At 72.6% G+C, this 23,552-nt stretch carries 21 protein-coding genes; 9 read left to right on the plus strand and 12 right to left on the minus strand.

The window, feature by feature from the left end; genetic code table 11:
* Positions 1 to 12: 12 nt before the first annotated feature.
* The gene (gene mfd, locus ACIBQ8_RS16835) at positions 13 to 3,513 is read right to left on the minus strand and encodes a transcription-repair coupling factor (RefSeq protein ID WP_397192345.1); all 3,501 of its coding nucleotides are present in this window, start codon (positions 3,511 to 3,513) and stop codon (positions 13 to 15) included.
* Between the two features lie 75 nt (positions 3,514 to 3,588).
* Positions 3,589 to 3,960, minus strand: a complete 372-nt coding sequence (locus tag ACIBQ8_RS16840) for a signal peptidase I (protein ID WP_397192346.1) — start codon at positions 3,958 to 3,960, stop codon at positions 3,589 to 3,591.
* Between the two features lie 62 nt (positions 3,961 to 4,022).
* Here ACIBQ8_RS16840 and ACIBQ8_RS16845 point away from each other — a divergent pair, with 62 nt between their 5' ends.
* The 3 genes from ACIBQ8_RS16845 (at position 4,023) to ACIBQ8_RS16855 (ending at position 6,923) form a co-directional block, all read left to right on the plus strand.
* A complete protein-coding gene (locus ACIBQ8_RS16845) occupies positions 4,023 to 4,742 on the plus strand; it encodes a methyltransferase domain-containing protein (RefSeq protein ID WP_397176791.1) in 720 nt (239 codons plus the stop codon).
* 70 nt (positions 4,743 to 4,812) lie between these two features.
* Positions 4,813 to 6,027 (plus strand): adenylyl-sulfate kinase, encoded by a 1,215-nt coding sequence (gene cysC, locus ACIBQ8_RS16850; RefSeq protein WP_397176789.1) that lies wholly within the window; start codon positions 4,813 to 4,815, stop codon positions 6,025 to 6,027.
* A complete protein-coding gene (locus ACIBQ8_RS16855) occupies positions 6,024 to 6,923 on the plus strand; it encodes a sulfite exporter TauE/SafE family protein (protein ID WP_397192347.1) in 900 nt (299 codons plus the stop codon). Before cysC ends, ACIBQ8_RS16855 begins: the two co-directional genes overlap by 4 nt.
* On the opposite strand, the gene ACIBQ8_RS16860 is transcribed toward ACIBQ8_RS16855, so the two are convergent.
* Positions 6,920 to 7,939, minus strand: a complete 1,020-nt coding sequence (locus ACIBQ8_RS16860) for a glycoside hydrolase family 26 protein (protein ID WP_397176786.1) — start codon at positions 7,937 to 7,939, stop codon at positions 6,920 to 6,922. The two genes, ACIBQ8_RS16855 and ACIBQ8_RS16860, sit on opposite strands and share 4 nt — an antisense overlap.
* Positions 7,940 to 8,323: 384 nt before the next feature.
* Here ACIBQ8_RS16860 and ACIBQ8_RS16865 point away from each other — a divergent pair, with 384 nt between their 5' ends.
* Genes ACIBQ8_RS16865 through ACIBQ8_RS16890 form a run of 6 tightly spaced genes read left to right on the plus strand, consistent with a single transcriptional unit; the run spans position 8,324 to position 14,771 of the window.
* On the plus strand, positions 8,324 to 9,637 hold the full coding sequence (locus ACIBQ8_RS16865; protein WP_397192348.1) for a Wzz/FepE/Etk N-terminal domain-containing protein: 1,314 nt from the start codon (positions 8,324 to 8,326) through the stop codon (positions 9,635 to 9,637).
* Positions 9,634 to 10,899 (plus strand): O-antigen ligase family protein, encoded by a 1,266-nt coding sequence (locus tag ACIBQ8_RS16870; protein ID WP_397192349.1) that lies wholly within the window; start codon positions 9,634 to 9,636, stop codon positions 10,897 to 10,899. The genes ACIBQ8_RS16865 and ACIBQ8_RS16870 overlap by 4 nt, the downstream gene beginning before the upstream one ends.
* Complete coding sequence (locus ACIBQ8_RS16875) at positions 10,896 to 11,792, plus strand: hypothetical protein (RefSeq protein WP_397176781.1); 897 nt, start codon at positions 10,896 to 10,898, stop codon at positions 11,790 to 11,792. The genes ACIBQ8_RS16870 and ACIBQ8_RS16875 overlap by 4 nt, the downstream gene beginning before the upstream one ends.
* Positions 11,789 to 12,643, plus strand: coding sequence for a sulfotransferase domain-containing protein (locus ACIBQ8_RS16880; RefSeq protein WP_397176780.1), 855 nt, complete (start codon positions 11,789 to 11,791; stop codon positions 12,641 to 12,643). The genes ACIBQ8_RS16875 and ACIBQ8_RS16880 overlap by 4 nt, the downstream gene beginning before the upstream one ends.
* Positions 12,631 to 13,884, plus strand: a complete 1,254-nt coding sequence (locus ACIBQ8_RS16885; protein WP_397176778.1) for a lipopolysaccharide biosynthesis protein — start codon at positions 12,631 to 12,633, stop codon at positions 13,882 to 13,884. Before ACIBQ8_RS16880 ends, ACIBQ8_RS16885 begins: the two co-directional genes overlap by 13 nt.
* A complete protein-coding gene (locus ACIBQ8_RS16890; RefSeq protein WP_397192350.1) occupies positions 13,881 to 14,771 on the plus strand; it encodes a sulfotransferase in 891 nt (296 codons plus the stop codon). Before ACIBQ8_RS16885 ends, ACIBQ8_RS16890 begins: the two co-directional genes overlap by 4 nt.
* Here the strand turns inward: ACIBQ8_RS16890 and ACIBQ8_RS16895 are convergent.
* The 9 genes from ACIBQ8_RS16895 to ACIBQ8_RS16935 all read right to left on the minus strand — a co-directional run bounded on the left by ACIBQ8_RS16895 (position 14,761) and on the right by ACIBQ8_RS16935 (position 23,486).
* Positions 14,761 to 15,723: a WecB/TagA/CpsF family glycosyltransferase gene (locus ACIBQ8_RS16895; protein ID WP_397192351.1), complete on the minus strand. Its 963-nt coding sequence runs from the start codon at positions 15,721 to 15,723 to the stop codon at positions 14,761 to 14,763. The two genes, ACIBQ8_RS16890 and ACIBQ8_RS16895, sit on opposite strands and share 11 nt — an antisense overlap.
* On the minus strand, positions 15,720 to 16,607 hold the full coding sequence (locus tag ACIBQ8_RS16900) for a glycosyltransferase family 2 protein (RefSeq protein WP_397192352.1): 888 nt from the start codon (positions 16,605 to 16,607) through the stop codon (positions 15,720 to 15,722). The genes ACIBQ8_RS16895 and ACIBQ8_RS16900 overlap by 4 nt, the downstream gene beginning before the upstream one ends.
* Entirely contained in the window at positions 16,604 to 17,503 is a 900-nt protein-coding gene (locus ACIBQ8_RS16905; protein ID WP_397176771.1) for a sulfotransferase, read from the minus strand. Before ACIBQ8_RS16905 ends, ACIBQ8_RS16900 begins: the two co-directional genes overlap by 4 nt.
* A gap of 138 nt (positions 17,504 to 17,641) precedes the next feature.
* Positions 17,642 to 18,904 carry a sulfate adenylyltransferase subunit CysN gene (gene cysN, locus ACIBQ8_RS16910; protein WP_397176769.1) on the minus strand — a complete coding sequence of 421 codons (1,263 nt, stop codon included), beginning with the start codon at positions 18,902 to 18,904 and terminating at the stop codon, positions 17,642 to 17,644.
* Positions 18,904 to 19,818 carry a sulfate adenylyltransferase subunit CysD gene (gene cysD / locus ACIBQ8_RS16915; protein ID WP_352321984.1) on the minus strand — a complete coding sequence of 305 codons (915 nt, stop codon included), beginning with the start codon at positions 19,816 to 19,818 and terminating at the stop codon, positions 18,904 to 18,906. Before cysD ends, cysN begins: the two co-directional genes overlap by 1 nt.
* Positions 19,819 to 19,836: 18 nt before the next feature.
* Positions 19,837 to 20,601: a 3'(2'),5'-bisphosphate nucleotidase CysQ gene (locus ACIBQ8_RS16920; protein ID WP_397176767.1), complete on the minus strand. Its 765-nt coding sequence runs from the start codon at positions 20,599 to 20,601 to the stop codon at positions 19,837 to 19,839.
* The gene (locus ACIBQ8_RS16925) at positions 20,601 to 21,977 is read right to left on the minus strand and encodes a sugar transferase (RefSeq protein ID WP_397177142.1); all 1,377 of its coding nucleotides are present in this window, start codon (positions 21,975 to 21,977) and stop codon (positions 20,601 to 20,603) included. Before ACIBQ8_RS16925 ends, ACIBQ8_RS16920 begins: the two co-directional genes overlap by 1 nt.
* Positions 21,978 to 22,209: 232 nt before the next feature.
* Positions 22,210 to 22,794: an aminoacyl-tRNA hydrolase gene (gene pth / locus ACIBQ8_RS16930; RefSeq protein WP_397176765.1), complete on the minus strand. Its 585-nt coding sequence runs from the start codon at positions 22,792 to 22,794 to the stop codon at positions 22,210 to 22,212.
* A gap of 62 nt (positions 22,795 to 22,856) precedes the next feature.
* Positions 22,857 to 23,486 (minus strand): 50S ribosomal protein L25/general stress protein Ctc, encoded by a 630-nt coding sequence (locus ACIBQ8_RS16935; RefSeq protein WP_397176763.1) that lies wholly within the window; start codon positions 23,484 to 23,486, stop codon positions 22,857 to 22,859.
* Positions 23,487 to 23,552 lie beyond the last annotated feature (66 nt).

Genomic DNA, 23,552 nt, shown 5'->3' on the forward strand with positions numbered 1-23,552 from the left:
CAAAAACCGCGCTTAGCTTACCCGCGCGGGCTCAAGAAACATCGCCTCGACCAGGTCGCCGCACCATTTGAGCAGATCCAGGTCGCGCAACGGCTGCCCGCCCAGGGGCTTGGTCTTGGGCACCGGCACCAGCAACGTCTCGGCCGCCTGCTTGTAGACCGCCTTCTTGTACAGCCGGTCGAGCCTGACCTGCTGCGACTCCCGCAGCCGCGCCGGGCCGAACTTGATGTTCTGCCCCTGCAGCGTGACGTCGGTGAGCCCGGCCGAGCGCGCCATGATCCGGAAGCGGGCCACCTCCAGCAGGTTCTCGACCTCCACCGGCGGCTTGCCGTAGCGGTCGGTGAGCTCGTCGCGGACCTCGTCGATGTGGATCGGCGCGGTGATGGCCGCGATGCGCTTGTACGCCTCCAGCCGCAGCCGCTCGGAGGTGACGTAGTCATGCGGGATGTGGGCGTTGATGGGCAGCTCGACCTTGACGTCCTGCTGCTCCTCCTGGACCTCGGCCCCGGACAGCTTGGCCTTCTGCTCCTGCACGGCCTCGGCCATCAGGCGCACGTAGAGGTCGAAGCCGACGCCCGCGATGAAGCCCGACTGCTCGGCGCCGAGCACGTTGCCCGCGCCGCGGATCTCCAGGTCCTTCATCGCGACGTACATGCCCGCGCCCATCTCGGTGTGCTGGGAGATGGTGGCCAGGCGCTCGTGCGCGGTCTCCGTCAGCGGCTTCTCCGGCGGGTAGAGGAAGTACGCGTAACCGCGTTCTCTGCCTCGCCCGACCCGGCCCCTGAGCTGGTGGAGCTGGGACAGGCCGTAGTTGTCGGCCCGGTCGACGATGAGCGTGTTGGCGTTGGGCACGTCGAGGCCGGACTCGACGATCGTGGTGGAGACGAGCAGGTCGTACTCGCGTTCCCAGAAGCCGACCATGATCTTTTCGAGCTGGTGCTCGTTCATCTGGCCGTGGGCGACCGCGATGCGCGCCTCGGGGACCAGCTCGCGCAGCCGCGCCGCCACCCGGTTGATCGAGGCCACCCGGTTGTGCACGAAGAAGATCTGGCCGTCGCGCATCAGCTCGCGCCGGATCGCCGCCCCGATCTGCTTCTCCTCGTACGGCCCCACGAACGTGAGGATCGGGTGCCGCTCCTCCGGCGGCGTGAGGATCGTGGACATCTCGCGGATGCCGGTCAGGCCCATCTCCAGCGTGCGCGGGATCGGCGTGGCCGACATGGCCAGCACGTCGACCTGCGTGCGCAGATGCTTCATGGCCTCCTTGTGCTCGACGCCGAACCGCTGCTCCTCGTCGATGATGATCAGCCCGAGGTCCTTGAACCTGACCTCCGGGCTGAGCAGCCGATGGGTGCCGATGACGACGTCGACCGCGCCCGACCGCAGCCCCTCCATCGTGCCCTTGACCTCGCCGTCGGTCTGGAAGCGCGAGATCGGCCTGATCGCGATGGGGAAGCTGGAGAAGCGCTCGGTGAAGGTGGACATGTGCTGCTGCACCAGCAGCGTGGTCGGCACCAGCACGGCCACCTGCTTGCCGTCCTGGACGGCCTTGAACGCCGCCCGCACCGCGATCTCGGTCTTGCCGTAGCCGACGTCGCCGCAGATCAGCCGGTCCATCGGGACGCCGCGCTCCATGTCGCGCTTGACCTCGTCGATGGCTTCGAGCTGGTCGCCGGTCTCGGCGTAGGGGAAGGCGTCCTCCATCTCGCGCTGCCACGGCGTGTCGGCGCCGAAGGCGTGGCCCGGCGAGGCCATGCGGGCCGAGTAGAGCCTGATCAGCTCGCCGGCGATCTCCTTGACCGCCTTCTTGGCCCTGGACTTGGCCTTGGCCCAGTCGGCGCCGCCCATGCGGTTGAGCGTGGGCGCCTCGCCGCCGACGTAGCGGGTGACCTCGTCGAGCTGGTCGGTGGGCACGTAGAGGCGGTCGCCCTTGGCGTACTCGATGACCAGGTACTCGCGGGTCGCGCCCTGGACCGTGCGCTGGACCATCTCGACGTAGCGGCCGACGCCGTGCTGCTCGTGCACGACGTGGTCGCCGACCTTGAGCTGGAGCGGGTCGACCATGTTGCGGCGGCGCGAGGGCAGCCGGCGCATGTCCTTGGTGGACGCCTTCTGGCCCACCAGGTCGAGGTGGGTGAGCACGGCCAGGCGCGGCGTGATGAACCCGTGCTCGATCAGGCCGGTCGAGACGTGCACGACCTTGGGCTCGGGCGCCTTGTCCAGGTAACGCTGCAACCTCGCGGGCACGTCGACGCCCTTGAGCAGCTCGACCATGCGCTCGGCCGGCCCGTGGCCCTCGCTGAGCAGCACGACCGCCTTGTCCTCGGCCAGCCAGCCCTTGATGTCGGCCAGCGCCTTGGCGGTGTCGCCGCGGTAGGCCTCGGAGTCCTGGGCGTCGAGCTCGACGCCGTTGCCGAACGGCGCCATCGTCCACCACGGCTGGCCCAGCGCGTCGGCGTGGTCGCGGATCTCCTCCAGCGTGCGGAAGGCCGCCGCGCCCAGGTCGATCGGCGCCTCGCCGCCGGCCGCCGCGTTGATCCAGGACGCCTCCAGGAACTCCTGCGAGGTGCGTACGAGCTCTTCGGCCCGGCCCCTGATGCGCTCGGGGTCGCACACGAACACCGCCGACCTGGCCGGCAGGTGGTCGAGCAGCAGGTCCATCTCCCCCGCCAGCACCGGCGCGAACGCCTCCATGCCCTCGACCGGGATGCCGTCGGCGAGCTGGTCGAGCACCTCGGCCAGCGCCGGATGCTCCTGCGCCAGCTCCCGCGCCCGCTCCCTGACCTCGCCGGTCAGCAGCAGCTCGCGGCACGGCGGCGCGAACAGGCCGTCCTCGGCCGCCTCCAGCGAGCGCTGGTCGGCCACCTTGAACCAGCGGATCTCCTCGACCGTGTCGCCCCAGAACTCCAGCCGCAGCGGATGCTCCTCGGTGGGCGGGAACACGTCGAGCAGCCCGCCGCGCACGGCCACCTCGCCGCGCTTCTCCACCATGTCGACCCGGTGGTAACCGTTGGTGACCAGGCGCTCGACCACCTCGTCGAGGTCGGCGTCGTCGCCCGCCCTCAGCCTGATCGGCTCCAGGTCGCCGAGCCCCTTGACGATCGGCTGGAGCAGCGCCCTGACCGGGGCGACCACCACGCCGAGCGGCCCGGCGGCGGTGTCGCCCTTGACCGGGTGCGCCAGCCTCCGCAGCACGGCCAGGCGCTGGCCCACGGTGTCGCTGCGCGGCGAGAGCCGCTCGTGCGGCAGCGTCTCCCATGCCGGGAACACCGCGACCGAGCTCGGCTCAAGAAGGCTCGTCAGCGCCGCCGCCAGGTCCTCGGCCTCCCGGCCGGTGGCGGTGATCGCCAGCACGGTGCGCTGATCGTGCGCGGCCAGCGCGGCCACGCCGAACGGCCGCAACGCCGACGGCGCGATCAGTGAGACGTCGCCGCCCTCTTCGAGCGCGGCGGTCAGCTTCGGGTCGGCCCCGGCCCCCAGGGCCACAAGGTCAAGCAATCCGGAAAGACTCATCAGATACGCCCACAGCCCCACGACGGCAACACAACTACCCCCGGCCGGGTCAGGTCGCGGGGGTCTCCACCCAGCCTACTCGGGGTGCGGCACCCGGTAACCGGGGACCGACGGCCAGCGTACGGTGAGCACCACCGACTCCGTCTCGGCGACCCACGAGTGGTCCACGCCCTTGCCCCAGACCACGTAGTCGCCGGGCTCGCTCAGCAGCACGTCGCGGCCCGGCAGCGCCACCCGGAACCGGCCGCTGATCAGGACGAGCAGGGCGGTGCGCTCCTCGCCCCTGACCCACTGGGCGCGCTCGTCGCCCGCCGGGTGCACGCCCCACTTGACCTCGACGTCTTCACTGTGTCTTGGGTCGCCGAGGGGTTTGAAGTGACCGAGCAGCCAGCCCCGGTCACCGGCCGCGTCGATATTGGCGTTCCCCACGTAAACCTGCCCGTTCACGGGGCAGGACGCTAGCAGGGAAGTGCCTAACCGAGACGGCTCGATTGATTACTGTAGGTGACATGTCTGAGGTGCGATCAGTCGCCCAGCGAGGCGACCTCTTCGGTCAACGGATCCGCGAGCACTGGGCCGGGCGGTTCAGCCGGCGGCTCGACATACTCGTCGCGGGGTGCGCCCACGACGAGCCGCTCGACGTGGAGCCGCTGGAGGCCAGGGCCACGGGCGCCGACGAGGACCACCCGGTCATCAGAGACGTCGTGGAGGAGCGCGCCGACCTGGTGGCCTGGTCGCTCGGCGACCTGCGCTGCGTGCCGCTCCAGCACCGCGCCTACGACGTCATCCACCTGTCGTTCCTGCTCGAACGCGTCCAGCACGCCGAGCTGGTGTTCGACCGCCTGCTCCAGTCGCTGCGCCCGGGCGGCCTGGTACTGCTGCGCATGCGCGACAGGAAGTCGGCCTACGGACTGCTCGACCGTCTCACGCCGTCGTGGCTGCGCCGGGCGTTGTGGCGCACGCTGGTCACCCCCGGCACGCCGGGCCCGCTGCCCGTCGTCTACGAGCCGCTGGCCTCCAGCGACGGCATGCACGCCTTCTGTCTCAGCCGCGGCCTGATGATCACCGACGACGAGCGCCGGATCAGCGGCCCGGCCCGCGCCGGCCGGCTCGGCGCCGCCGCCGTCGCGCTGGTCGACCGGCTGAGCGGCGGGCGTTACCCCGCCTCCCACGACGAGATCACGATGGTGATCAGGAAGCCCCAGCATCACTTCGCCCGGCTGCTCTAGCGACAGGACGGTCCGAGCGACTAGACTCCTTTCCTACCAATTCAATCGGAATAGTTGGGATGTCGGAACCGTGGAGTGGACCCCGGACGCGCACGAGCTGGCCGACCTTGAGCTGCTGCTGTCCGGGGCGTTCGAGCCGCTGACCGGCTTCCTCGGCCACGACGACCTGCACGCCGTGCAGGAACGCGGCACCCTCGCCGACGGCACCCCCTGGCCCGCGCCGGTCACCCTCCACCTGCCCGCCGAGGTCTCGCCCGGCGACGAGGTGCGGCTGCTCGACCCCGAGGGCCTGCCGCTGGCCGTCCTCACCGTGACCGCGCACGAGGCCGACGGCCTGACCTCGGGCCCGCTCAAGGCGCTCGGCGCGCCCGAGCACGGCCCGTTCGCCCGGCTGCGCCGCACGCCCGCGCAGGTCAGGGCCGAGCTCGGCGGCCGGCCCGCGCTGGCCGTCACGATGCGCGGGCCGCTCGACGACCTCACCGAGATCGCCGCCACCGCCAAGGAGCTCGACGCGGTGATCGTGCTGCTCCCCCTCTCGTACGGCGAGGCGGGCCCCGGCGTCGTCCGCGCCGCGCTGCGCGCCAAGGAGCACCTGCCGGAGGGCACGCTCGTGGTCCCGGTCCCCCTCGCGCCGCGCGCGGAGCCGGAGATCGACCTCGAACTGCGCGAGCACGTCGCCACCGCCTACGGCGCCACCGAGCACTACGCGGGCCCCGAGCCCGTCACGCTCCCCGGCCCGCCCCACCGCCGCGGCCTGGTCGTCTTCTTCACCGGCCTGTCCGGCTCGGGCAAGTCCACCATCGCCCGCGGCCTGCGGGACGCCCTGCTGGAGCTCGGCACCCGCACCGTCACCTACCTCGACGGCGACGTCGTGCGCCACCTGCTGTCCAAGGGCCTGACCTTCTCCAAGGCCGACCGCGACCTGAACATCCGGCGCATCGGCTTCGTCGCGGCCGAGGCCGCCCGCCACGGCGGCCTGGCGATCTGCGCCCCCATCGCCCCCTACGCCGCCACCCGCGAGGAGGTGCGCGAGACGGTCGAGTCCGTCGGGGCCGACTTCCTGCTCGTGCACGTCGCCACGCCGCTGGCCGAGTGCGAGCGGCGCGACCGCAAGGGCCTGTACGCCAAGGCCCGCGCCGGCCTGATCCCCGAGTTCACCGGCGTCTCCGACCCCTACGAGGAGCCGGACGACGCCGATCTGGTGATCGACACCACGCACATCTCGATCGAGGCGGCCGTCTCCCAGGTCCTGGGGGCGCTGCAGTCCGGAGGGTGGGTACGTTGATCGATTTCGCGCTGGTCGCCGGGTCCTTCGTCGTCGCCATCGTGGTCGGCCTGACCGGCATGGGCGGCGGGGCCCTGATGACCCCGATGATGATGTTGTTCTTCAACGTCCCGCCGCTGGCCGCGGTCTCCAGCGACCTGGTGGCCTCGGCCGTCATGAAACCGGTCGGCGGCGTCGTCCACCTGCGGCGGGGCACGGTCAACCTGCGGCTGGTCGGCTGGCTGTGCGCCGGGTCGGTGCCGGCCGCGTTCTGCGGGGTGTTCCTGGCCCGCGCGTTCGCCGTGACGGACGCGGTCAAGTACGCGCTGGGCGTGGCGCTGCTGCTGGCCGTCGTCGGCATGGCGGTCAAGGGCTGGCTCGGCGCGCGGGGCGGCTCGTCGAGCCCGCACGAGATCGTCGTGCGCCCAATTCCGACCCTACTGGTCGGTATGGTAGGCGGGCTCGTGGTCGGCGTCTCGTCCGTGGGGTCGGGGTCGCTGATCATCGTGGCCTTGCTCGTGCTCTATCCGGCGCTCAAGGCCAACCAGCTCGTCGGCACCGACCTGGTGCAGGCCGTGCCCCTGGTCGCCGCGGCCGCGCTCGGCCACCTGATGTTCGGCGACTTCAAGCTGGAGCTCACGCTCTCGCTGCTGATCGGCTCGATCCCCGGCGTCTACCTTGGCGCGCGGATCTCCTCACGCGCCCCGGGCGGCCTGATCCGAGCCCTGCTGGCAATCGTCCTGCTCGCCTCCGCCCTCAAACTCCTGGACGTCGGCAACGCCGTCACCGCCTGGCTGCTCGTCGCCGCCTGCGCGGTCACCTTCGCCGGCTGGCGGCTGCGCGCCGGCGATCTGGCCCGGCGCGGCGACGGAGCCGCGGCCGCAGCCGTCGAGGCTCCCCAGGAAGCGCGGCGTTAAGGTCGTGGTACGCGGGTCGAGCGGAAGTAGCGGTCGCGGGCGAGCTGGGTGAAGGCGCGGGCCGCGCCCGGGTCGGAGTCGAAGCTCGTGTTGCCGCGCGGCGCCTGCGGCGAGTCGAAGTACAGCAACGCCTTGATCTGCGGATACCGCTTGATCTGTCTCAGCACCGACTCGAAGAAGCGCCGTTTGAAGGCCCGGTCGGCCGGCCGCTCGAACACCCCCCACTCGGCCACCATGACCGGCTTGCCGGGGAAGCGCGCCTGCATCCACCGGTAGAACCCCGGCCAGCGCCCGTACTCCTTGCGGGTCTTGTTCACCAGCCCGTCGAAGTCGTGCACCCGGTCGTCGGCGTACGGGTCCATGGCCACCCAGTCGACCACGTCGTCACCGGGGTAGAGATCCTCGAACCAGGGCTTGGCCGCCCAGTTGGGCGCCCCCATGTACGTCATCACCGTCACGGCGTTCTTCACCCCGCGCTCGCGCAGCCGGAGCACGACGTGCCGGAACATCGCCGCGTAGTCGCCGGCCTGCATGCCCGACCCCGAGCGGGCGTCCACGTCGTTCTCCGGCTCGTGGTGGAGGGTGAGGAAGAAGCGTTCGGGGAAGGTGCGCCTGAGGTGGTCGGCCAGGCGGTCGATCCGCCGGTCGAGGGCGCCGTCGGCGATGTCGGCCCAGGTGCGGTCGAGCGACGGCTTCCAGTTGATCATGAGCAGCCGCGGACGGGCCGGGTCGCGGGCCAGGCCGATCTCCTGCTGGGTGGGGAACAGCTCGCTGCCGCGATGGTAGACGTGCAGCACGTCGGCGGCGGCGCCCATGCGCGACTCGGCCCCGCGCAGCGCCTCGGCCACGGGAGCGCCGGTGAAGACCTCGGGCGCCACGCCCCACCAGGCGCCGCAGGAGGGGATGAGCCTGGCGGTGACCGCGCAGGAGGGCGCGCCGGCCAGCTCGGCCGTGCTGGTGTCGACCCGGGCGGGCGTGCCCTCGGCCGTCGAGCAGGCGGCCAGGAGGGCGAGCACCGCGCAGGTGATTGCGGTTTTCGTCGCGAAAGTCGCGAAGTGACACTTCATCGCGAAAGACGCGAAATGAGAAAAGCCCCGAAGCTGCAACGCCTTCCAACCCCCTTGTCGACGGACCCCCGCCTATCAAACCTGAACCTTGCCATGCCATTCCTCGAACTTCAGCCAGTGTGCCCGTCTGCCCAGCTCACGGCACCCGACCTGCCACCCGCATTTTGCGGAAATATCCATTCAAAAAGGGGCATCTTCGCGGCCGTACCGGAAAAAATCTTCAGTATTCGACTTGGGTAATATCCGTCCGGCCTATAGTGGGCGCACGCTGCGCCGAGTGACGCAGCGTCGCCCATCCGCGACAGCGCGCATCCCCTCCAGGAGACCGTCCCCATGAGCCCGTCGCCGGACCTCCAGGCGCGCCGCCCGGGCGCCGACCTGGACGAGCACCTCTCCCTGCTGCGCAGGCGGTGGCTGCTGCTCGTCGGCTGCGTCGTGGTCGGCGGCACCGCCGGGCTCGCCCTGCTGCGGGCCACCCCGCCGGCCTACACCGCGATCACCCAGGTCCTGGTCACCCCCGTCGACGGTCAGGACCAGGGCAACCAGGTGAGCAACCGGCAGCGCGAGCCGCTCAACCTCGACACCGAGGCCCAGATCGCCCAGTCGGCGGTCGTCTCGGCGCGGGTCGCCCAGGCCCTGCGGATCACCGCGCCGCAGCCGGTCGAGGTCTCCGTCCCGCCCAACTCGGCCGTGTTGTGGGTCTCGGTGACCGACGCCGATCCCGTGGCCGCCGCCGCGCAGTCCCGGGCCTACGCCGACGCCTACCTGGCCAACAGGCGCGAGAGCGCGAAGGCCGCGATGGCCGAGCGGCAGCAGGCGGTGCTGGCCAAGCTCAAGCAGGTCGACGCCGCCCTCGACGCGGCCATCAAAGAGGTCGGCCGCCTGCCCAAGGGCGGCGCCGAGCACGCCATCGCCACCCAGCGCCAGAGCGTGCTCAACCGGCAGGCCGCCAGCCTGACGCTCAAGTACGACGCCCTGCGCACGGTCGCGGTGACCCCCGGCTCGGTCATCAGCGAGGCGCTGCCGCCGACCCGGCCGAGCTCCCCCAGCCTGCCGCTCTACCTGGGCACCGGCCTGATGGCCGGCCTGCTGCTCGGCGCGGCGGCGGCCTACGCCCGCGATCGGCTCGACACCCGGCTGCGCACGGCCGCCGACGTCGAGCGGCTGACCGGGCTGCCCGTGCTGACCGACCTGTCCGCCTCCCGCGAGCACGGCGTGCTGCACGAGCTGGCCTGCGCCGTGGTCGCGGCCTGCCCCGGCAAGCAGCTGCTGGTCCGGTCGCTGCCCGCCGACCTCTACGCCTCCTCGCTGGCCGAGCCGCTGGCCATCAGCGCGCCGCTGTCGGTGCTCGACGGCTCCGACGTCCGCGACCTGGCGCGGGCCGACGCCGCCCTGCTGCTGGTCGGGCTGGGCCGGGTCACCTCGCCGGAGGTGACGGCGGCCGCCCGCCATCTGGAGCGGCACGACGTGCCGGTCGTGGGCGTGGTGACGGCGACCGACGCGGTGCCGGAGTTCGTCCCGCTGCTGGAGCCGCGTACCCACACCTCGCTCGGCAAGCTCGTCGCCACCGGCGAGCTGGAGGTGAGCCTGGCTGCCGAGACCACGCCCATGCAGTCGTTCCACCACCGGCAGCGCAAGCAGACGTGACAGGACCAGCCTGGCCGATCGCGGCGCTCCTGCTCGGCTACCCGATCTGGTGGGCGCTGGGGTTCGGCGGCCTGTCGGTGATCGTCCTGGCCGTGCCGATGGCGGTGATCCTGTGGCGGCGCCGGCCGGTCCGGGTCCCCCACGGGTTCGGCCTGTGGCTGCTGCTGCTGGCCGGCTACCTGCTGAGCGCGATGATGCTGGACGAGCTGCCGCCCGGCACGTACGGCGACTTCAGCCCCGGCCGCCTGGTCGGCTGGGCCATGCGCCTGGCCCTGTACGTGTCCGTCCTGGTCATGGTGCTCTACCTGGGCAACCTGACCGAGCGCGAGCTGCCGCAGCTGCGCCTGGTGCGCTGGCTCGGCGTGCTGTTCCTGACGACGGTCGCCGGCGGCCTGCTCGGCGTCCTGGTCCCGCACTTCGCCTTCACCTCGCCGGTCGAGCTGCTGCTGCCCGGCTGGATCAGCGAGAACTCCTTCGTCCAGAACCTCATCCATCCCACGGCCGCCCAGACCCAGAAGGTGCTCGGCTACTCCTCCCCCAGGCCGGAGGCGCCCTTCGAGTGGGCCAACGCGTGGGGCAGCAACGCCTCGGTGCTGCTCATCTGGTTCGTCGTCGGCTGGTGGACGTACGGCGGGCGGTGGCGCCGGGTGCTGGCGGTGCTGGTGATCGCCCTGGCCGCGATCCCGGTCGTGTACTCGCTCAACCGCGGCCTGTGGATCGGGCTCGGGCTGGCCGTGGCGTACCTGATCGTGCGGGTGGCGGGCCGGACCAGGGTCGTGCTGTGCGGGGCGGTGGCGGCCGGGCTGGTGGCGTTCGCGCTCAGCCCGCTGGCCTCGGTGTTCGCCCAGCGGCTGGACAGACCGCACTCCAACGACGTCCGGGCCTTCACGATGACCGCCACGGTCGCCGCGGCCCGCCACTCGCCGGTCATCGGCTACGGCAACACCCGCAACTCGCTCGGCAACCACCGCTCGATCACCACGGGCAAGACCCAGTGGTGCGCGGCGTGCGGGCACCCGCCGCTCGGCAGCGACGGGCAGCTCTGGCTGCTGCTGATCACCCAGGGCTTCACCGGGGCCGCACTCTACGTGGCCTTCTTCCTCGGCGCCATCCGCCGCCACTGGGCCGACCGCTCCCCGATCGGGCTGGCCGGGGTGCTGGTGATGGGCCTCGTGCTGCTCTACATGTTCGTCTACGACGGCCTGGTGACGCCGCTGAGCCTCTATCTCATCTCGTTCGCCCTGCTGTGGAGAAACGCATGAAGGACGCCGCCGCGCGGCTCGGATACCTCCGCGAGACCGTGCGCCTGCTGTACCCGGGGCCAGGGTCGCCGCGGCCGTACTCGGTGCTGCCGCACCGGGTGCTGCCCCGCCGGCTGGCCCCGCGGCGCTGGTGGCACGTGGGGGGCGCGGTCACCGTGCCGCTGGAGGGGTCCGTGGCGGCCTATCTGGGCGAGGTCTTCGACGCGCCCGTGGAGACCGTGCTGCACGTGCGTCCGGCGTTGCGGCCCAACCGCAAGCCCGTCCTGGAGGCCCGTGCCGGGGGGCGGCTGCTGGCGTACGTGAAGGTCGGCGACAGCCCGCTCGCCCGCGAGCTGGTCGGCCGCGAGGCGGCCGCGCTGCGCGCGCTGGCCGCGACGCCGCTGAAGACCGTCGTCGTGCCCGACGTGCTGCACCACGGCGAGTGGCGCGGCCTGCCCGTGCTGGCGCTCTCACCGCTGCCCGTACGGCGCGGCCGGGTGCCCCCGGCCCTGCTGAACGCCGCCATCATGGAGATCGCCACCACCGGCGGCCCGGTGCCGGCCTGGCACGGCGACCTGTCCCCGTGGAACATCTGCCCCTCCGCCGACGGCCGGCTGCTCGTCTGGGACTGGGAGCGGTACGAGACCGGCGTCCCCTACGGCCTCGACGCCGCGCACCACCTCTTCCAGCGGGCGCTGCGCAGGATGGACCCGCCCACGGCGGCCCGCGCCTGCGTGGCCAGGGCGCCCCGCGAGCTGGCCCCGCTCGGCCTGTCGTCGGCCGAGGCCAGGCGGACGGCGCTGCACTACCTCATCGTGCTGGCCGACCGGCACGCCGCCGACGGCCACTGCCCGCTCGGGCCGCCAGAGACCTGGCTCAACCCGGCCGTCGACCACGAGGAGCTGCTGCCATGAGGACGCTGAAGCGGCCGGTGCTGTCCTTCTCGCGGCTGGCGGGCCGGTTCACGTCGGGCGCGCGGGTGCTGCCGTCGTTCCTGATCGTGGGGGCGCAGCGGTGCGGCACGACCTCGCTCTACCGGGCGCTGGCCCAGCACCCGCTGCTGCTCAAGCCCGTCCTGCACAAGGGGGTCCACTACTTCGACGTCGGCTACCACCGGCCGATGACCTGGTACCAGGCGCACTTCCCGCTGCGCGCGGGCGCGGCGCTGCTGGCCCACCGGTACGGCGGCCGCACCCAGGCGTTCGAGTCGTCCCCCTACTACCTGTTCCATCCGCTGGCCGGTGAGCGGATCGCCGCCGACCTGCCCGGGGTCAAGCTGATCGTCCTGGTCCGCGACCCGGTCGAGCGGGCCTGTTCGGCCCACGCCCACGAGCTGGCCAGGGGCTTCGAGTCCGAGTCCCACCTCGAATCCGCCCTTGAGCTGGAGGCCGGACGGCTGGCCGGGGCCGAGGAGAGCCTGCGCGTGTCGCCGTTCGCCGAGCACCACTCCCACCGCCACCACGCCTACCTGGCCCGCGGCCGGTACGCCGACCAGCTCGACCGCCTCGAACCGCTCTTCGGCCGCGACCGGATCCTGGTGCTCGACAGCCACCGGTTCTTCGCCGAGCCGGAGACCGCCTACGACCGCGTGCTGGAGTTCCTGACGGTGCCGCACCTGGGCTATCCGGCGTTCGAGCGGCACAACGGCCGGCCGCTGCCCCGGCCCGTGCCCAAGGTGCTGGAGCAGGCGCTCAGGGACCATTTCGAGCCCTACGACGCGCGGCTGACGCGCTGGCTGGGCGGTGAGCCGTCGTGGCGCCGGTGATGGTCCGGCGCGGGATCGCCGGGCTGACCGGGGCCGGGGTGAGCGCGCTGGCGCAGTTCCTGGTGGCCGTGGTGGTGACCAGGGCGTTCAGCCCGGCGCAGGCGGGCGCGTTCTTCAGCGTGACGGCCCTGGCCCTGATGGCGGCCGGCATCGCCAAGCTGGACGCCGGCAACGGGCTGGTCTACTTCATCGCGCGGGCCAGGACGTACGGCTATCGCGGTATCTCCGGCTATTTCCGGGCGGCCATGCTGCCGTGCGCGCTGGCCGCCTGCGCGGCCGGGGTGCTGCTGGAGCCGCGCATCGGGCTGCTGGCCTGGGCCCTGCCGGTCATCGTGCTCGGCGACATCGCGCTGGCCGCCACCCGGGGGTTCGGCTCGATGCGGCCCACCGTGCTGCTGGACGGCGTGCTGCTGCCCGCCGCGCAGCTCGTGCTCGTCACCTGGGCGGCTCTCGCGCACGCGCCGCAGTGGCTGCCGGCGGCCTGGGCGCTGCCCTTCCTGCCGCTGCTCGTCCTGGCCCTCGCCGGCCTGCGCGGACGGGCGCCGCGCACGCCGTACCTGCCGGGGACCGGGCGTGACCTGTGGCGCTACACCGCGCCGCGGTCCGCCGCCGGCGCCATCCAGGCGGTGTTCCAGCGGCTGGACATCGTGGTCGTCGCCCTGCTCGCCGGGCCGGCCCAGGCCGCCGTCTACACGGCCGCCACCCGGTTCCGGGTCGTCGGGCAGCTCGCCAACCAGGGGCTGGCGCAGGCCGTGCAGGAGCGGCTGGTCCGGGCGCTCGCCGACGGGGAGCTCGGCCGCGCGCGCGAGCTGTACCAGGCCACCACGATCTGGCTGGTGCTGCTGACCTGGCCGGTGTGGCTGGGCTACGCCGTCCTCGCGCCGTGGCTGCTGCGCGTCTTCGGCCCCGCGTACGGCGCCGCCGCCCCCATCGCCCTCGTCCTGGCCGGGACCATGCTGGTGGCCTCCGCCTGCGGCATGGTCGACGTCGTCCTGACCGCCGCCGGCCACACCCTGGCCAGCCTGCTCAACCTGCTGGCCGCGGTCGGCTGCACGATCGCGCTCGACCTGGCCCTGATCCCCTCCCAGGGGGCGTTCGGCGCGGTCGTCGGCTGGTCAGGCGGGGTGATCGTGAAGAACCTGCTGCCGCTGTGGCAGCTCCACCACCGCTACGGCCTGCACCCGTTCGGCCGCCACACCCTGCCCGCCCTGCGCCCGCGCACCTGGGCGGCGGCCGCGTGAACGCGCCCGTCCTGGTCACCGGCCTGCCGAGGAGCGGCACGAGCTGGGCCGGCAAGATGCTCACCGCCGGGGGCGGCCTGGTCTACGTCAACGAGCCGCTCAACCCGCAGCACCCGCCCGGCCGCTGCCCCGGCGTGCTGCGGGCCGAGGTCGCCCACCGGTTCCAGTACATCTGCGACGACAACGCCGACGGCTTCCTGCCCGCCTTCCGCGACACGGTCGCCCTGCGCTACCACTGGCTCGCCGAGCTGCGCGCCAACCGCTCCCCCTACGACCTGGCCCGCCTGGCGCGCTACGGCACCGCGTTCGCGTTCGGCCGCCTGGCCGGGCGACGGGCGCTGCTCGACGACCCGTTCGCGGTGTTGTCGGCGGGCTGGTTCGCCCGGCGGCTGGGGTGCGCGGTCATCGTCCTCGTCCGCGATCCGGTGTCGTTCGTGGCGAGCTGGCGCCGTCTCGGGTGGCGGTTCGACGTCGGCGACCTGCTCGGCCAGCCGCTGCTCGTCCGCGACCATCCCGGCCTGCTGAACCTGCACCCGCTGCTCGGCTCCGCCGACGACCTGGCCACGATCGCCGCCCTGTGGCGGGCCGCGCGGTCGGTGCTGGCCGCCACGCCCGGCGTCCTGGTCGCCTCGTACGAGTCGCTGGCCGGGGATCCGGTCGCCGGTTTCCGGCGTCTCTACGCCCATGCGGGCCTGCCGTGGTCACCGTCCGCCGAACGGCGGATCGTCCGGGCCTGCACCACGCCGTCCCGCCGGTCGGCGGCCTTCGCCTGGTCTGGGCTGTCCCGTACGGCCTTCCGTCCGATGGACTCCCGTCAGGCGCTGGCCGCGGCGGCCCGGGGGCTCACTCCGGCGGAGGCGGCCCGGGTCCGGGCCCTCACCGCCTGAGCCTGGTCAGCAGGCAGCCGGCGAGCAGGCGTACCGCGAAGGGGAGGTCGTCCACGAGGTAGCGCCGCGCCAGCCGTCCTGGCTCGCTCATCAGCCGGAACGCCCACTCCAGCCCGGCCCGCCGCATCCAGCGCGGCGCCCGCTGGACCGTGCCGGCGGCGAAGGCGATGGCCGCCCCGCAGCCGACGAACCACGCCTGCGGCAGCTCCTCGCGCAGCTCGGCGATGAGCAGGTCCTGCCGGGGGAAGCCCAGCCCGACGAACACCAGGCGGGGCCGCGCCGCGACCACCCGGCGCCGCACCCGCTCCCTCCCCTCCGCCGTGTCGTCGAAGTGGTACGGCGGCGCGTGCACCCCCGCCACCTTCAGCCCGGGACGGCAGCTCCTGAGCTCGCCCGCGGCCAGCTCGGCCACCCCGGGCGGCCCGCCCAGCAGGTACACCGGCCAGTCGCGGGCCGCGGCCACCTCGCTGAGCGACCAGATCAGGTCGGCGCCGGTGACCCGTTCGGGCAGCGGGGTGCCGAGCAGCCTGGCCGCCCACACCAGCGGCATGCCGTCGGCCACCACGATCTCGGCCGAGCCCACGAGCTCCTGGAGGGCGGGGTCGCGGGCGACGGCCCGGCAGATGTCGACGTTGGGCGTCACGATGCGGCCGCCCCGTCCGGCCGCGGCCTCGGCCGCCACCCAGCGCACCACGTCGGCCTCGGTGACGGCGTCCAGGCCGACGCCGCCGACCCGGACGCGCTCCCCCGCACGCCCCCGACGCCCGGCCTGGGCGACCCCGCGACCCGCCGGCCGCTCGGACGGGAGAATGCGGGCAGCCCCCGGCCCGGCCGCGCGGGCCCGCGCGGACTCGGCGGCACGGCCGCGGGCGGTCGCGGGGTCGGCAGCGGGGTTCGAGGTGGACGGGCGCTGGACGGGGACGGCCGGGACGCGGGTCCTGGGCGGGGTCATATGCCGTGCCCCCGTCCGTGCAGCAGCCCGAGCACGGTCGCGGCCGGGACGATCCCCGCCGCGACGGCCAGCGCGATCGGCGCCCGCGGCTCACCCGGCCGCGCCCCGAACGCGCGCACCGCCCACCGGACCGCGGTGCGCCGCCGCCCGAGCGCCGCGTACGCGAAGGCGAGCTGGCCGTAGACCCGGGCCGCGCCGCGCCGGTCGGCGGCCAGCTCGGGATGGCGGTCGAGCATCCAGTCGAGCCCGGCGATCCGGTCCGCCCAGCGGGCCGCGTAGTAGGACGAACCACCCCACCGCACCCGGACGAGCGGCCGGTCGACATGCGTGATCGGCCGCCGCCGGGACGCGCGCAGGGCCAGGTCCCAGTCCTCGTTCTGGCCCCCGGGGGCGCTCTCGTCGGCCCACAGGGCCCCGCGCCGGAACAGGAACGTCGAGGAGTGCACCATCACCATGCGCGACCGCAGGAGGTCGGCCGTGGTCACCGTGTCCGCGCCGGCGAGCCTGGCCACCCGGCGCCGGCCGTGCTCGACCTCGATGGCGCAGCTCGCGAACTCGCCGCCGGTGGCCGCCAGCGCCCGCGTCTGGGCGGCGAGCTTGCCCGGCAGCCACAGGTCGTCGTCGTCGCAGAAGGCGACGAGATCGGTGTCGAGGGCCGCGATGCCGGTGTTGCGCGCCCCCGGCAGCCCCGGGGTACGCCGGTTGGCCAGGACGGGCACGCCAAGCTCCGGCCCCACGCGCCCGCGCCCGCCATCGTGGACCACGACCACGGCCAGCCGCCCCGGATGGTCCTGGGCCAGCACCGCCGCCACGGCCTCGCGCAGCATCCCGGGCCGGTCGCCGCGGGTCGGGATCACCACCCCCACGGACGGCGGCGCGCTCACGCGGCGGCCTCCCGGTAGCCGTACCGGACGCGCAGGGGCCAGGTGAGCGCGGCGACCAACCGCCGGTCGCGGACGGGCAGCCCCGAACGCCACGAGTCGTCGCACCGCAGCCGGATCCCTCCGACCTGGAACCGCATCGGATTGCCGGACGCGGTGTGCGCGGGCCCGAGCCGCGCCGTCGTGCCCTCCAGGAACGGCAGGCCGGGAACGTCGAGCCCGAGGAAGCCGGCCAGCGCGGTCAGCGTGGGCTCCGGAGCGGCGACCAGGTCTTCGTAGCGCACCCGGGTCACCAGGGCCCCCTGGCGGGCGAGGAGCTCGAGGCCGGCGTTCTGGGCCGTCCAGTGGAGGGATGTGCGCAGCGGCCCCCAGCGGGTCATGGGACGCCCGTCCTCGGGCCGCTCGACGGTCCTGCGCCAGGAGTGGGCCACCGCCCGCGGATCCCGGACGACGTGCACGACGCGTACGTCCATGCCGGCCGCGACCAGGCAGTGGGCGAGGGAGGCGTGCTTGCTGGAGTCGATCACGACGGGCGCGCCGGTCGCCTCGTAGACCCTCCGGTACGCCCGCGCGTACTCGGCCAGGTCGGGATGCGCGATGCGCCCCATGCGGTGGGTGCGATCGACCCGCTGCCGCAGCGTGAGCACCCGCTCGGCCAGCGACGGCCGCCATCCGCCGAACGCCGCCCGGCCCACCTGCCGCCAGAAGTCGCAGGCGGCGAAGGCGGCGCCGCAGCCGCACGGCTCTCCGGCCAGCACGCCTCTCGACCACAGGTGGACCACCTCGCCGAGCGCCACGACGCCGGGCAGCTCGGCGAGCAGCCGCTCCAGCAGGGTGGTGCCACTACGGCCGAGGCCACCGAGGAAGATCACTCGGGTGGCGGATGCGCGGTCGGTCACAGGGGAGGGCCTTCACGTCGCCAACACGGAACGCGACGACCCTAGCGCGGAGGGTAATCAGATGGTCAGGAAACCCCGCAAAGATCTACCGAAACGGCGAACGGCCCGGCGTGGTGCCGCCGGGCCGTTCCGTGACGCTCAGCTGGCGTCGATGATCATGCCGGCGCCGACCGTGCCGTTGGTGGCCTCGTCCACGAGGATGAAGCCGCCGGTCAGCCGGTTGCGGGCGTAGTCGTCGACGAACAGCGGCTGGGTGACCCGCAGCGAGACCCGGCCGATCTCGTTCAGGCCGAGGGCGGTGGCCTCCTCGTCCCGGTGCAGCGTGTTGACGTCGAGCCGGTAGTGCAGGTCGCGCACCAGCGCCCGCGCCGTGCGGGTGGTGTGCTTGATCGTCAGCTTGGTGCGCGGGGTCAGCTTGAGGCCGTCGGCCATCCAGCAGACCATGGCCTCCAGCTCCTGGGCCGCGTGCGGCTGGTTGTTGGGCCTGGCGATCATGTCGCCGCGCGAGATGTCGAGGTCGTCCTCGAAGCGCAGCGTGACCGACATGGGCGGGAACGCCTCCTCCACCGGCCCGTCGAACGTGTCGATCGAGGCGATCCGCGTGCTCAGCCCGGACGGCAGGTGCACCACCTCGTCGCCCGGCTTGAGCACCCCGCCCGCGACCTGGCCCGCGTAGCCGCGGTAGTCGTGGAAGGCGTGGTCGGTCGCCTTCTGCGGACGGATCACGTACTGGACGGGGAAGCGCACGTCGACCAGGTTGCGGTCGGAGGCGATGTGCACGTTCTCCAGGTGGTGGAGCAGGGACGTGCCGAGGTACCAGGGCATGTTCTCCGAACGCGAGACGACGTTGTCGCCGTTGAGCGCGGAGATCGGGATGAACGTCAGGTCGCTCACGTTGAGCTTGGAGGCGAAGGAGGTGAACTCCTCCCGGATCTCCTCGAACCGCTCCTGGGAGTAGTCGACCAGGTCCATCTTGTTCACGGCCAGCACCAGGTGCGGCACGCGCAGCAGCGAGGTCAGGAACGCGTGCCGGCGCGACTGCTCCAGCACGCCCTTGCGCGCGTCGATGAGGATGATCGCCAGGTCGGCCGTGGAGGCGCCGGTGACCATGTTCCTGGTGTACTGGATGTGGCCGGGCGTGTCGGCGATGATGAACTTGCGCTTGGGCGTGGCGAAGTAGCGGTAGGCCACGTCGATCGTGATGCCCTGCTCGCGCTCGGCCCGCAGGCCGTCGGTCAGCAGCGACAGGTCGGTGTACTCGGTGCCGCGGTCGCGGGAGGTGCGCTCGACCGCTTCGAGCTGGTCCTCGAAGATGGCCTTGGAGTCGAAGAGCAACCGTCCGATGAGGGTGGACTTGCCGTCGTCGACGCTTCCCGCGGTGGCAAAGCGAAGAATGTCCATCAGAAGTAGCCCTCTCGCTTGCGGTCCTCCATGGCGGCCTCGGACGAGCGGTCGTCGGCCCTGGTGGCCCCCCGCTCGGTGATCCGGGTGGCCGCGATCTCCTCGATGATCTCCTCGACCGTGGCGGCCGTGGACTGCACGGCGCCGGTGCAGGTCATGTCGCCGACCGTGCGGTAGCGCACGACGGCCTCGAACAGCGGCTCGTCGTCGCCGCGGGACACGACGTCGGAGTCGGGCAGCAGCATGCCGTCGCGCTCGAACACCTTGCGGGTGTGCGAGAAGTAGATCGAGGGGATCTCGATGCCCTCACGCCGGATGTAGTCCCAGATGTCGAGCTCGGTCCAGTTGGACAGCGGGAAGACCCGGATGTGCTCGCCCTTGCGGATGCGGGAGTTGTAGAGGTTCCACAGCTCGGGGCGCTGGTTCTTCGGGTCCCACTGGCCGAAGTCGTCGCGGAAGGAGAACACGCGCTCCTTGGCGCGGGCCTTCTCCTCGTCCCGCCTGGCGCCGCCGAAGACGGCGTCGAACTCGTGCTCCTCGATCGCGTCGAGCAGCGTGGTGGTCTGCAGGCGGTTGCGCGAGGCGCGCCGGCCGGTCTCCTCGACCACCCGGCCGCTGTCGATCGACTCCTGCACGCTGGCCACGATCAGGCGCGCGCCCAGCTCCTCGGAACGGCGGTCGCGGAACTCGATGACCTCGTCGAAGTTGTGCCCGGTGTCGACGTGCATCAGCGGGAACGGGATGGCCGCGGGCCAGAACGCCTTCTCCGCGATGCGCAGCATGACGATCGAGTCCTTGCCGCCGGAGAAGAGCAGACACGGCCGCTCGAACTCCGCCGCCACCTCGCGCATGATGTGAATGGCCTCGGCTTCGAGTACGTCGAGCTGCGACGTCGTGTAGTCGCGCTGGAGCATGGGCGCTTCCTCCGGCGGTTAGCGATGCAGGTCCCGAATTCCGGCGAGCAGGGATGTCGCCAGCTCCGGTAGGGAAACCAGGATATCCGGTAGTGACGGGTCGGCTTGGTTGTAGGTCAGCTCCGAGCCGTCGACGCGGCTGGCGAACGCCCCGGCCGCCTGCGCGACGGCGACGGGGGCCGCGGAGTCCCACTCGTACTGGCCGCCGGCGTGCACGTACGCCTCGACCTCGCCGGTGAGCACCGCGGAGATCTTCGCCCCGGCCGAGCCGATCGGCACCAGGTCGGCGCCCAGCAGGTAGGCCAGCTTCTTGACGAACTCCGGCGGCCGGGTGCGGCTCACCGCGATGCGGAAGCGGCCCTTCTCGAAGGCCGGCAGGGCGGGCGGCTCGGCGGTGGTCAGCGTACGGCCCTGCGCGGGCAGCGCCACGGCGCCCGCGGTCAGCTTGCCGCGCTCCCACAGCGCGACGTGCACGGCCCAGTCGGCCCGGCCCTCCTCGGAGAACTCGCGCGTGCCGTCGAGGGGATCGACGATCCACACGCGCTCGGCGCCCAGCCTGCGCGGGTCGAGCCGCTCCTCCCTGGTGGCCTCCTCGGACAGGACACTGTCACTGGGACGCAACCGTGCCAGCGCCTCCATGAGGAACACGTGCGCGGCCCGGTCGCCCTCCGCGCGCAGCGCGGCGGAGTCGCCGAACCCGGTGCGCTCGCGGACCTGCAGCAGCCTCTCGCCCGCCTCCGTCGCCAGGTCGCCGGCCACGGCGTGGTCGTCGCGAATCGTCATCAATATGCTCCTTGCCCGCGGGCGACGGCCGACCAAGTCTTCCACAGGATCTGCAGGTCCAGCGTGAGGGACCAGTTCTCCACGTAACGCAGGTCGAGACGGACGGATTCCTCCCACGATAGGTCAGATCGCCCGCTCACTTGCCACAGCCCGGTCAGCCCCGGACGCACCAGAAGCCGTCTGCGCACGTCGTCACCGTAGCGCGCCACCTCCTCCGGAAGCGGCGGGCGCGGGCCGACGAGCGACATGTGTCCGAGGAGCACGTTGATGAGCTGGGGCAGCTCGTCGAGGGAGTGGCGGCGCATCAGCGTGCCGAGCGGCGTCACGCGCGGATCGTTGCGGATCTTGAACAGCACGCCGTCGTGGTCGCTGACGAGGGTGATCTTCTGCTGCTCCGAGCCGCGCCGCATGGTACGGAACTTCAGGATCGTGAACGGCCTGCCGTCCTTGCCGATCCGGGTCTGGCGGAACAGCGCGGGCCCCGGGCTCGTGCCCCGCACGGCCACGGCCAGGGTCGCCAGCAGGGGCGACAGCAGCACCAGCAGCGCGGCGGCGACCACGCGGTCGAAGACGTTCTTGACCAGTTGCCGGGCGCCGGTCAGCTCGGGGTGCTCGACGTGCAGCAGCGGCAGCCCGGCGGCCGGCCGGATCATCGTGCGCGGGCCGGCGACGTCCATCAGGGCGGGGGCGACGACCAGCTCGGTGTGGGTGCGCTCCAGCCGCCAGGCCAGCCGGCGCAGCGCGTCGCCGTCCATCTCGGGGCAGGCCAGCACCGCCACGGTGTCGGCGCGCACCTGGTCGACGACCAGCGGCACGTCGCCGAAGTCGCCCGCGACGGGCACCTCGGTCAGCACGCCGGGCGGCTCGCCGTAGGGCAGGCAGGCGGCCACGACGTCCATGCCGTGGTGGCGCTCCCTGCGGAAGAGGTGGACCAGCTCGGCGATCGAGGCCGGATGGCCGACCGCGACCACGCGGCGCATGCAGGCCCCGGCCGCCCTGCGCCGGTTGAGCGAGCGCCGCAGCAGGTAGCGGGCGACCAGCGTGAGCAGCGTGACCAGGGGCAGCGCGAGCACGACGTAGCCGCGGGCGACGTCGGTCTTGGTGACGTACGAGCCGATCGCGGTGGCCGCGGTGAGCGCGACGCCGGCGTGCACGACGCGCCGGAACTCCTCGGAGCCGGCGCCGATCATGCGGGGCTCGTAGGCCCGGTTGAGCGCGACCGCGCAGATCCACACCCACGGCAGCGCCACGCTGACCAGCAGGTACGGCAGCACGTAAGGGGTGAACCCGCCGAACCTGCCGCAGAAGGCGGCGGCGGACCCGATGCCCGCCCCGCACAGATCGCCCACCACGGCACGGAACCGGTAGGAACGCATCCACGCCGGAGTCACCGGGCTGACCCGCCACGAGAGGGCCTCGCCGGACTTCACGGGCTCTCCTGCCTCACTCCGTGAGGCGGCCTCGGTCGCCAAATGCCGTCTTCCCCCGCTCCGCTCCCGCCGTCGCTCCGGGCGGTGGCACGCCTCTGTGTGCCCGTTCCCGAACGGACAGTCACCGATGCTAGCCGCGCGTGCGCCACGACAGGCGGCGAACGGTTCTATGCGGCGATCAGCGTGGAGGGCCGGAAATGTGGAGATCAGCCCGGTGGAAGTCGTTCTGGGTGGCTTCCAGGCCACGGGCCATGAGCGATTCGACGACGTCGGCGCCCCGGTCGACGAGGAAGGGCAGATCCTTGCGCTCGACGGTGACGAAGTCGCGGAGCACGAAGGTGGCCGGGTCCATGCGGCCGGGCGGCCGGCCGATGCCGAAGCGCACCCTCAGGTAGTCGCGGGTGCCGAGGACCTTGGTGATGGACTTGAGCCCGTTGTGGCCGTTGTCGCCGCCGCCGAGCTTGGCGCGCAGCGCGCCGTAGGGGACGTCGAGCTCGTCGTGGACGACGATCAGCCGATCGGGGCCGATCTTGTAGAAGTCGGCGAGCGCCTTGACCGGCCCGCCCGACAGGTTCATGTACGTCAGCGGCTTGGCCAGCACGGCCGCCCGCGTCTCCAGCACCTCGGACCTGCTCTTGTGCGCCTTGAAGCGCCCGCCGGCCCGCGCGGCCAGCTCGTCGAGCACCATGAAGCCCGCGTTGTGCCTGTTACCCGCGTATTCGGGTCCCGGATTGCCCAGTCCGACGATCAGCCAGCGGTCCATGTGCGCTCCCTTACAGCGGAACGGGGGCGGCCTCGCGCCACCCCCGTCGTCGCGGTACGTGCTTACTCGGCGGCAGCCTCGGCGCTCTCGCCCTCGCCCTCGGCCTCGGCGGTCTCGCCCTCGGCGGCCTCCTCGGCCTCGGCGGCGGGCTCCTCGGTCGGCTTGGCGATGACGTGGAGGACCACGGCCTCGGGGTCGGCGGCCAGCGTGGCGCCCGACGGCAGGTCGAGCTGCGCGGCGGTGATCACGGTGCCGACCTCCATGCCCTCGACGTCGACCTCGACGCCGGTGGGGATGTGGGTGGCCTCGGCCTCGACGGCCACCGAGACGAGCTGCTGGTCGAGCAGGCCCTCGGAGTTGACGTCGCCGGTCGTGGTGACCGGGATCTCGACGGTGACCTTCTCGCCGCGCTTGACCAGGAGCAGGTCGACGTGCTCGACGAAGCCCTTGATCGGGTCGCGCTGCACGCCCTTGGGCAGGGCCAGCTCGTCGACGCCGTCACCCTGGAGGCGGATCAGCACGTTGGGCGTGCGCAGGGCGAGCAGCACCTCGTGACCGGGCAGGGTGAGGTGCTTGGGGTCGATGCCGTGCCCGTAGAGGACGGCGGGCACCTTGTCGGCGCGGCGGATCTTGCGGGCGGCGCCCTTGCCGAACACCGTGCGCGGCTCGGCGGCGATACGTACTTCAGACACGACATCTCCTAGGGATGCAGAGATCGGATTGTGGCGCGCTCCCCCTCACCCGCCCTAGCGGAAGGC

It is taken from the genome of Nonomuraea sp. NPDC049646, from assembly GCF_044465525.1.
In the GTDB taxonomy this organism is placed as follows: domain Bacteria; phylum Actinomycetota; class Actinomycetes; order Streptosporangiales; family Streptosporangiaceae; genus Nonomuraea.

Coding starts and splice junctions, on each gene's coding strand:
- mfd (WP_397192345.1), bottom strand. CDS start 3,513: ATGAGTCTTTCCGGATTGCTTGACCTTGTGGCCCTGGGGGCCGGGGCC.
- ACIBQ8_RS16845 (WP_397176791.1), top strand. CDS start 4,023: ATGTCTGAGGTGCGATCAGTCGCCCAGCGAGGCGACCTCTTCGGTCAA.
- ACIBQ8_RS16865 (WP_397192348.1), top strand. CDS start 8,324: ATGAGCCCGTCGCCGGACCTCCAGGCGCGCCGCCCGGGCGCCGACCTG.
- ACIBQ8_RS16875 (WP_397176781.1), top strand. CDS start 10,896: ATGAAGGACGCCGCCGCGCGGCTCGGATACCTCCGCGAGACCGTGCGC.
- ACIBQ8_RS16880 (WP_397176780.1), top strand. CDS start 11,789: ATGAGGACGCTGAAGCGGCCGGTGCTGTCCTTCTCGCGGCTGGCGGGC.
- ACIBQ8_RS16895 (WP_397192351.1), bottom strand. CDS start 15,723: ATGACCCCGCCCAGGACCCGCGTCCCGGCCGTCCCCGTCCAGCGCCCG.
- cysN (WP_397176769.1), bottom strand. CDS start 18,904: ATGGACATTCTTCGCTTTGCCACCGCGGGAAGCGTCGACGACGGCAAG.
- cysD (WP_352321984.1), bottom strand. CDS start 19,818: ATGCTCCAGCGCGACTACACGACGTCGCAGCTCGACGTACTCGAAGCC.
- ACIBQ8_RS16920 (WP_397176767.1), bottom strand. CDS start 20,601: ATGACGATTCGCGACGACCACGCCGTGGCCGGCGACCTGGCGACGGAG.
- ACIBQ8_RS16925 (WP_397177142.1), bottom strand. CDS start 21,977: ATGCGTTCCTACCGGTTCCGTGCCGTGGTGGGCGATCTGTGCGGGGCG.
- pth (WP_397176765.1), bottom strand. CDS start 22,794: ATGGACCGCTGGCTGATCGTCGGACTGGGCAATCCGGGACCCGAATAC.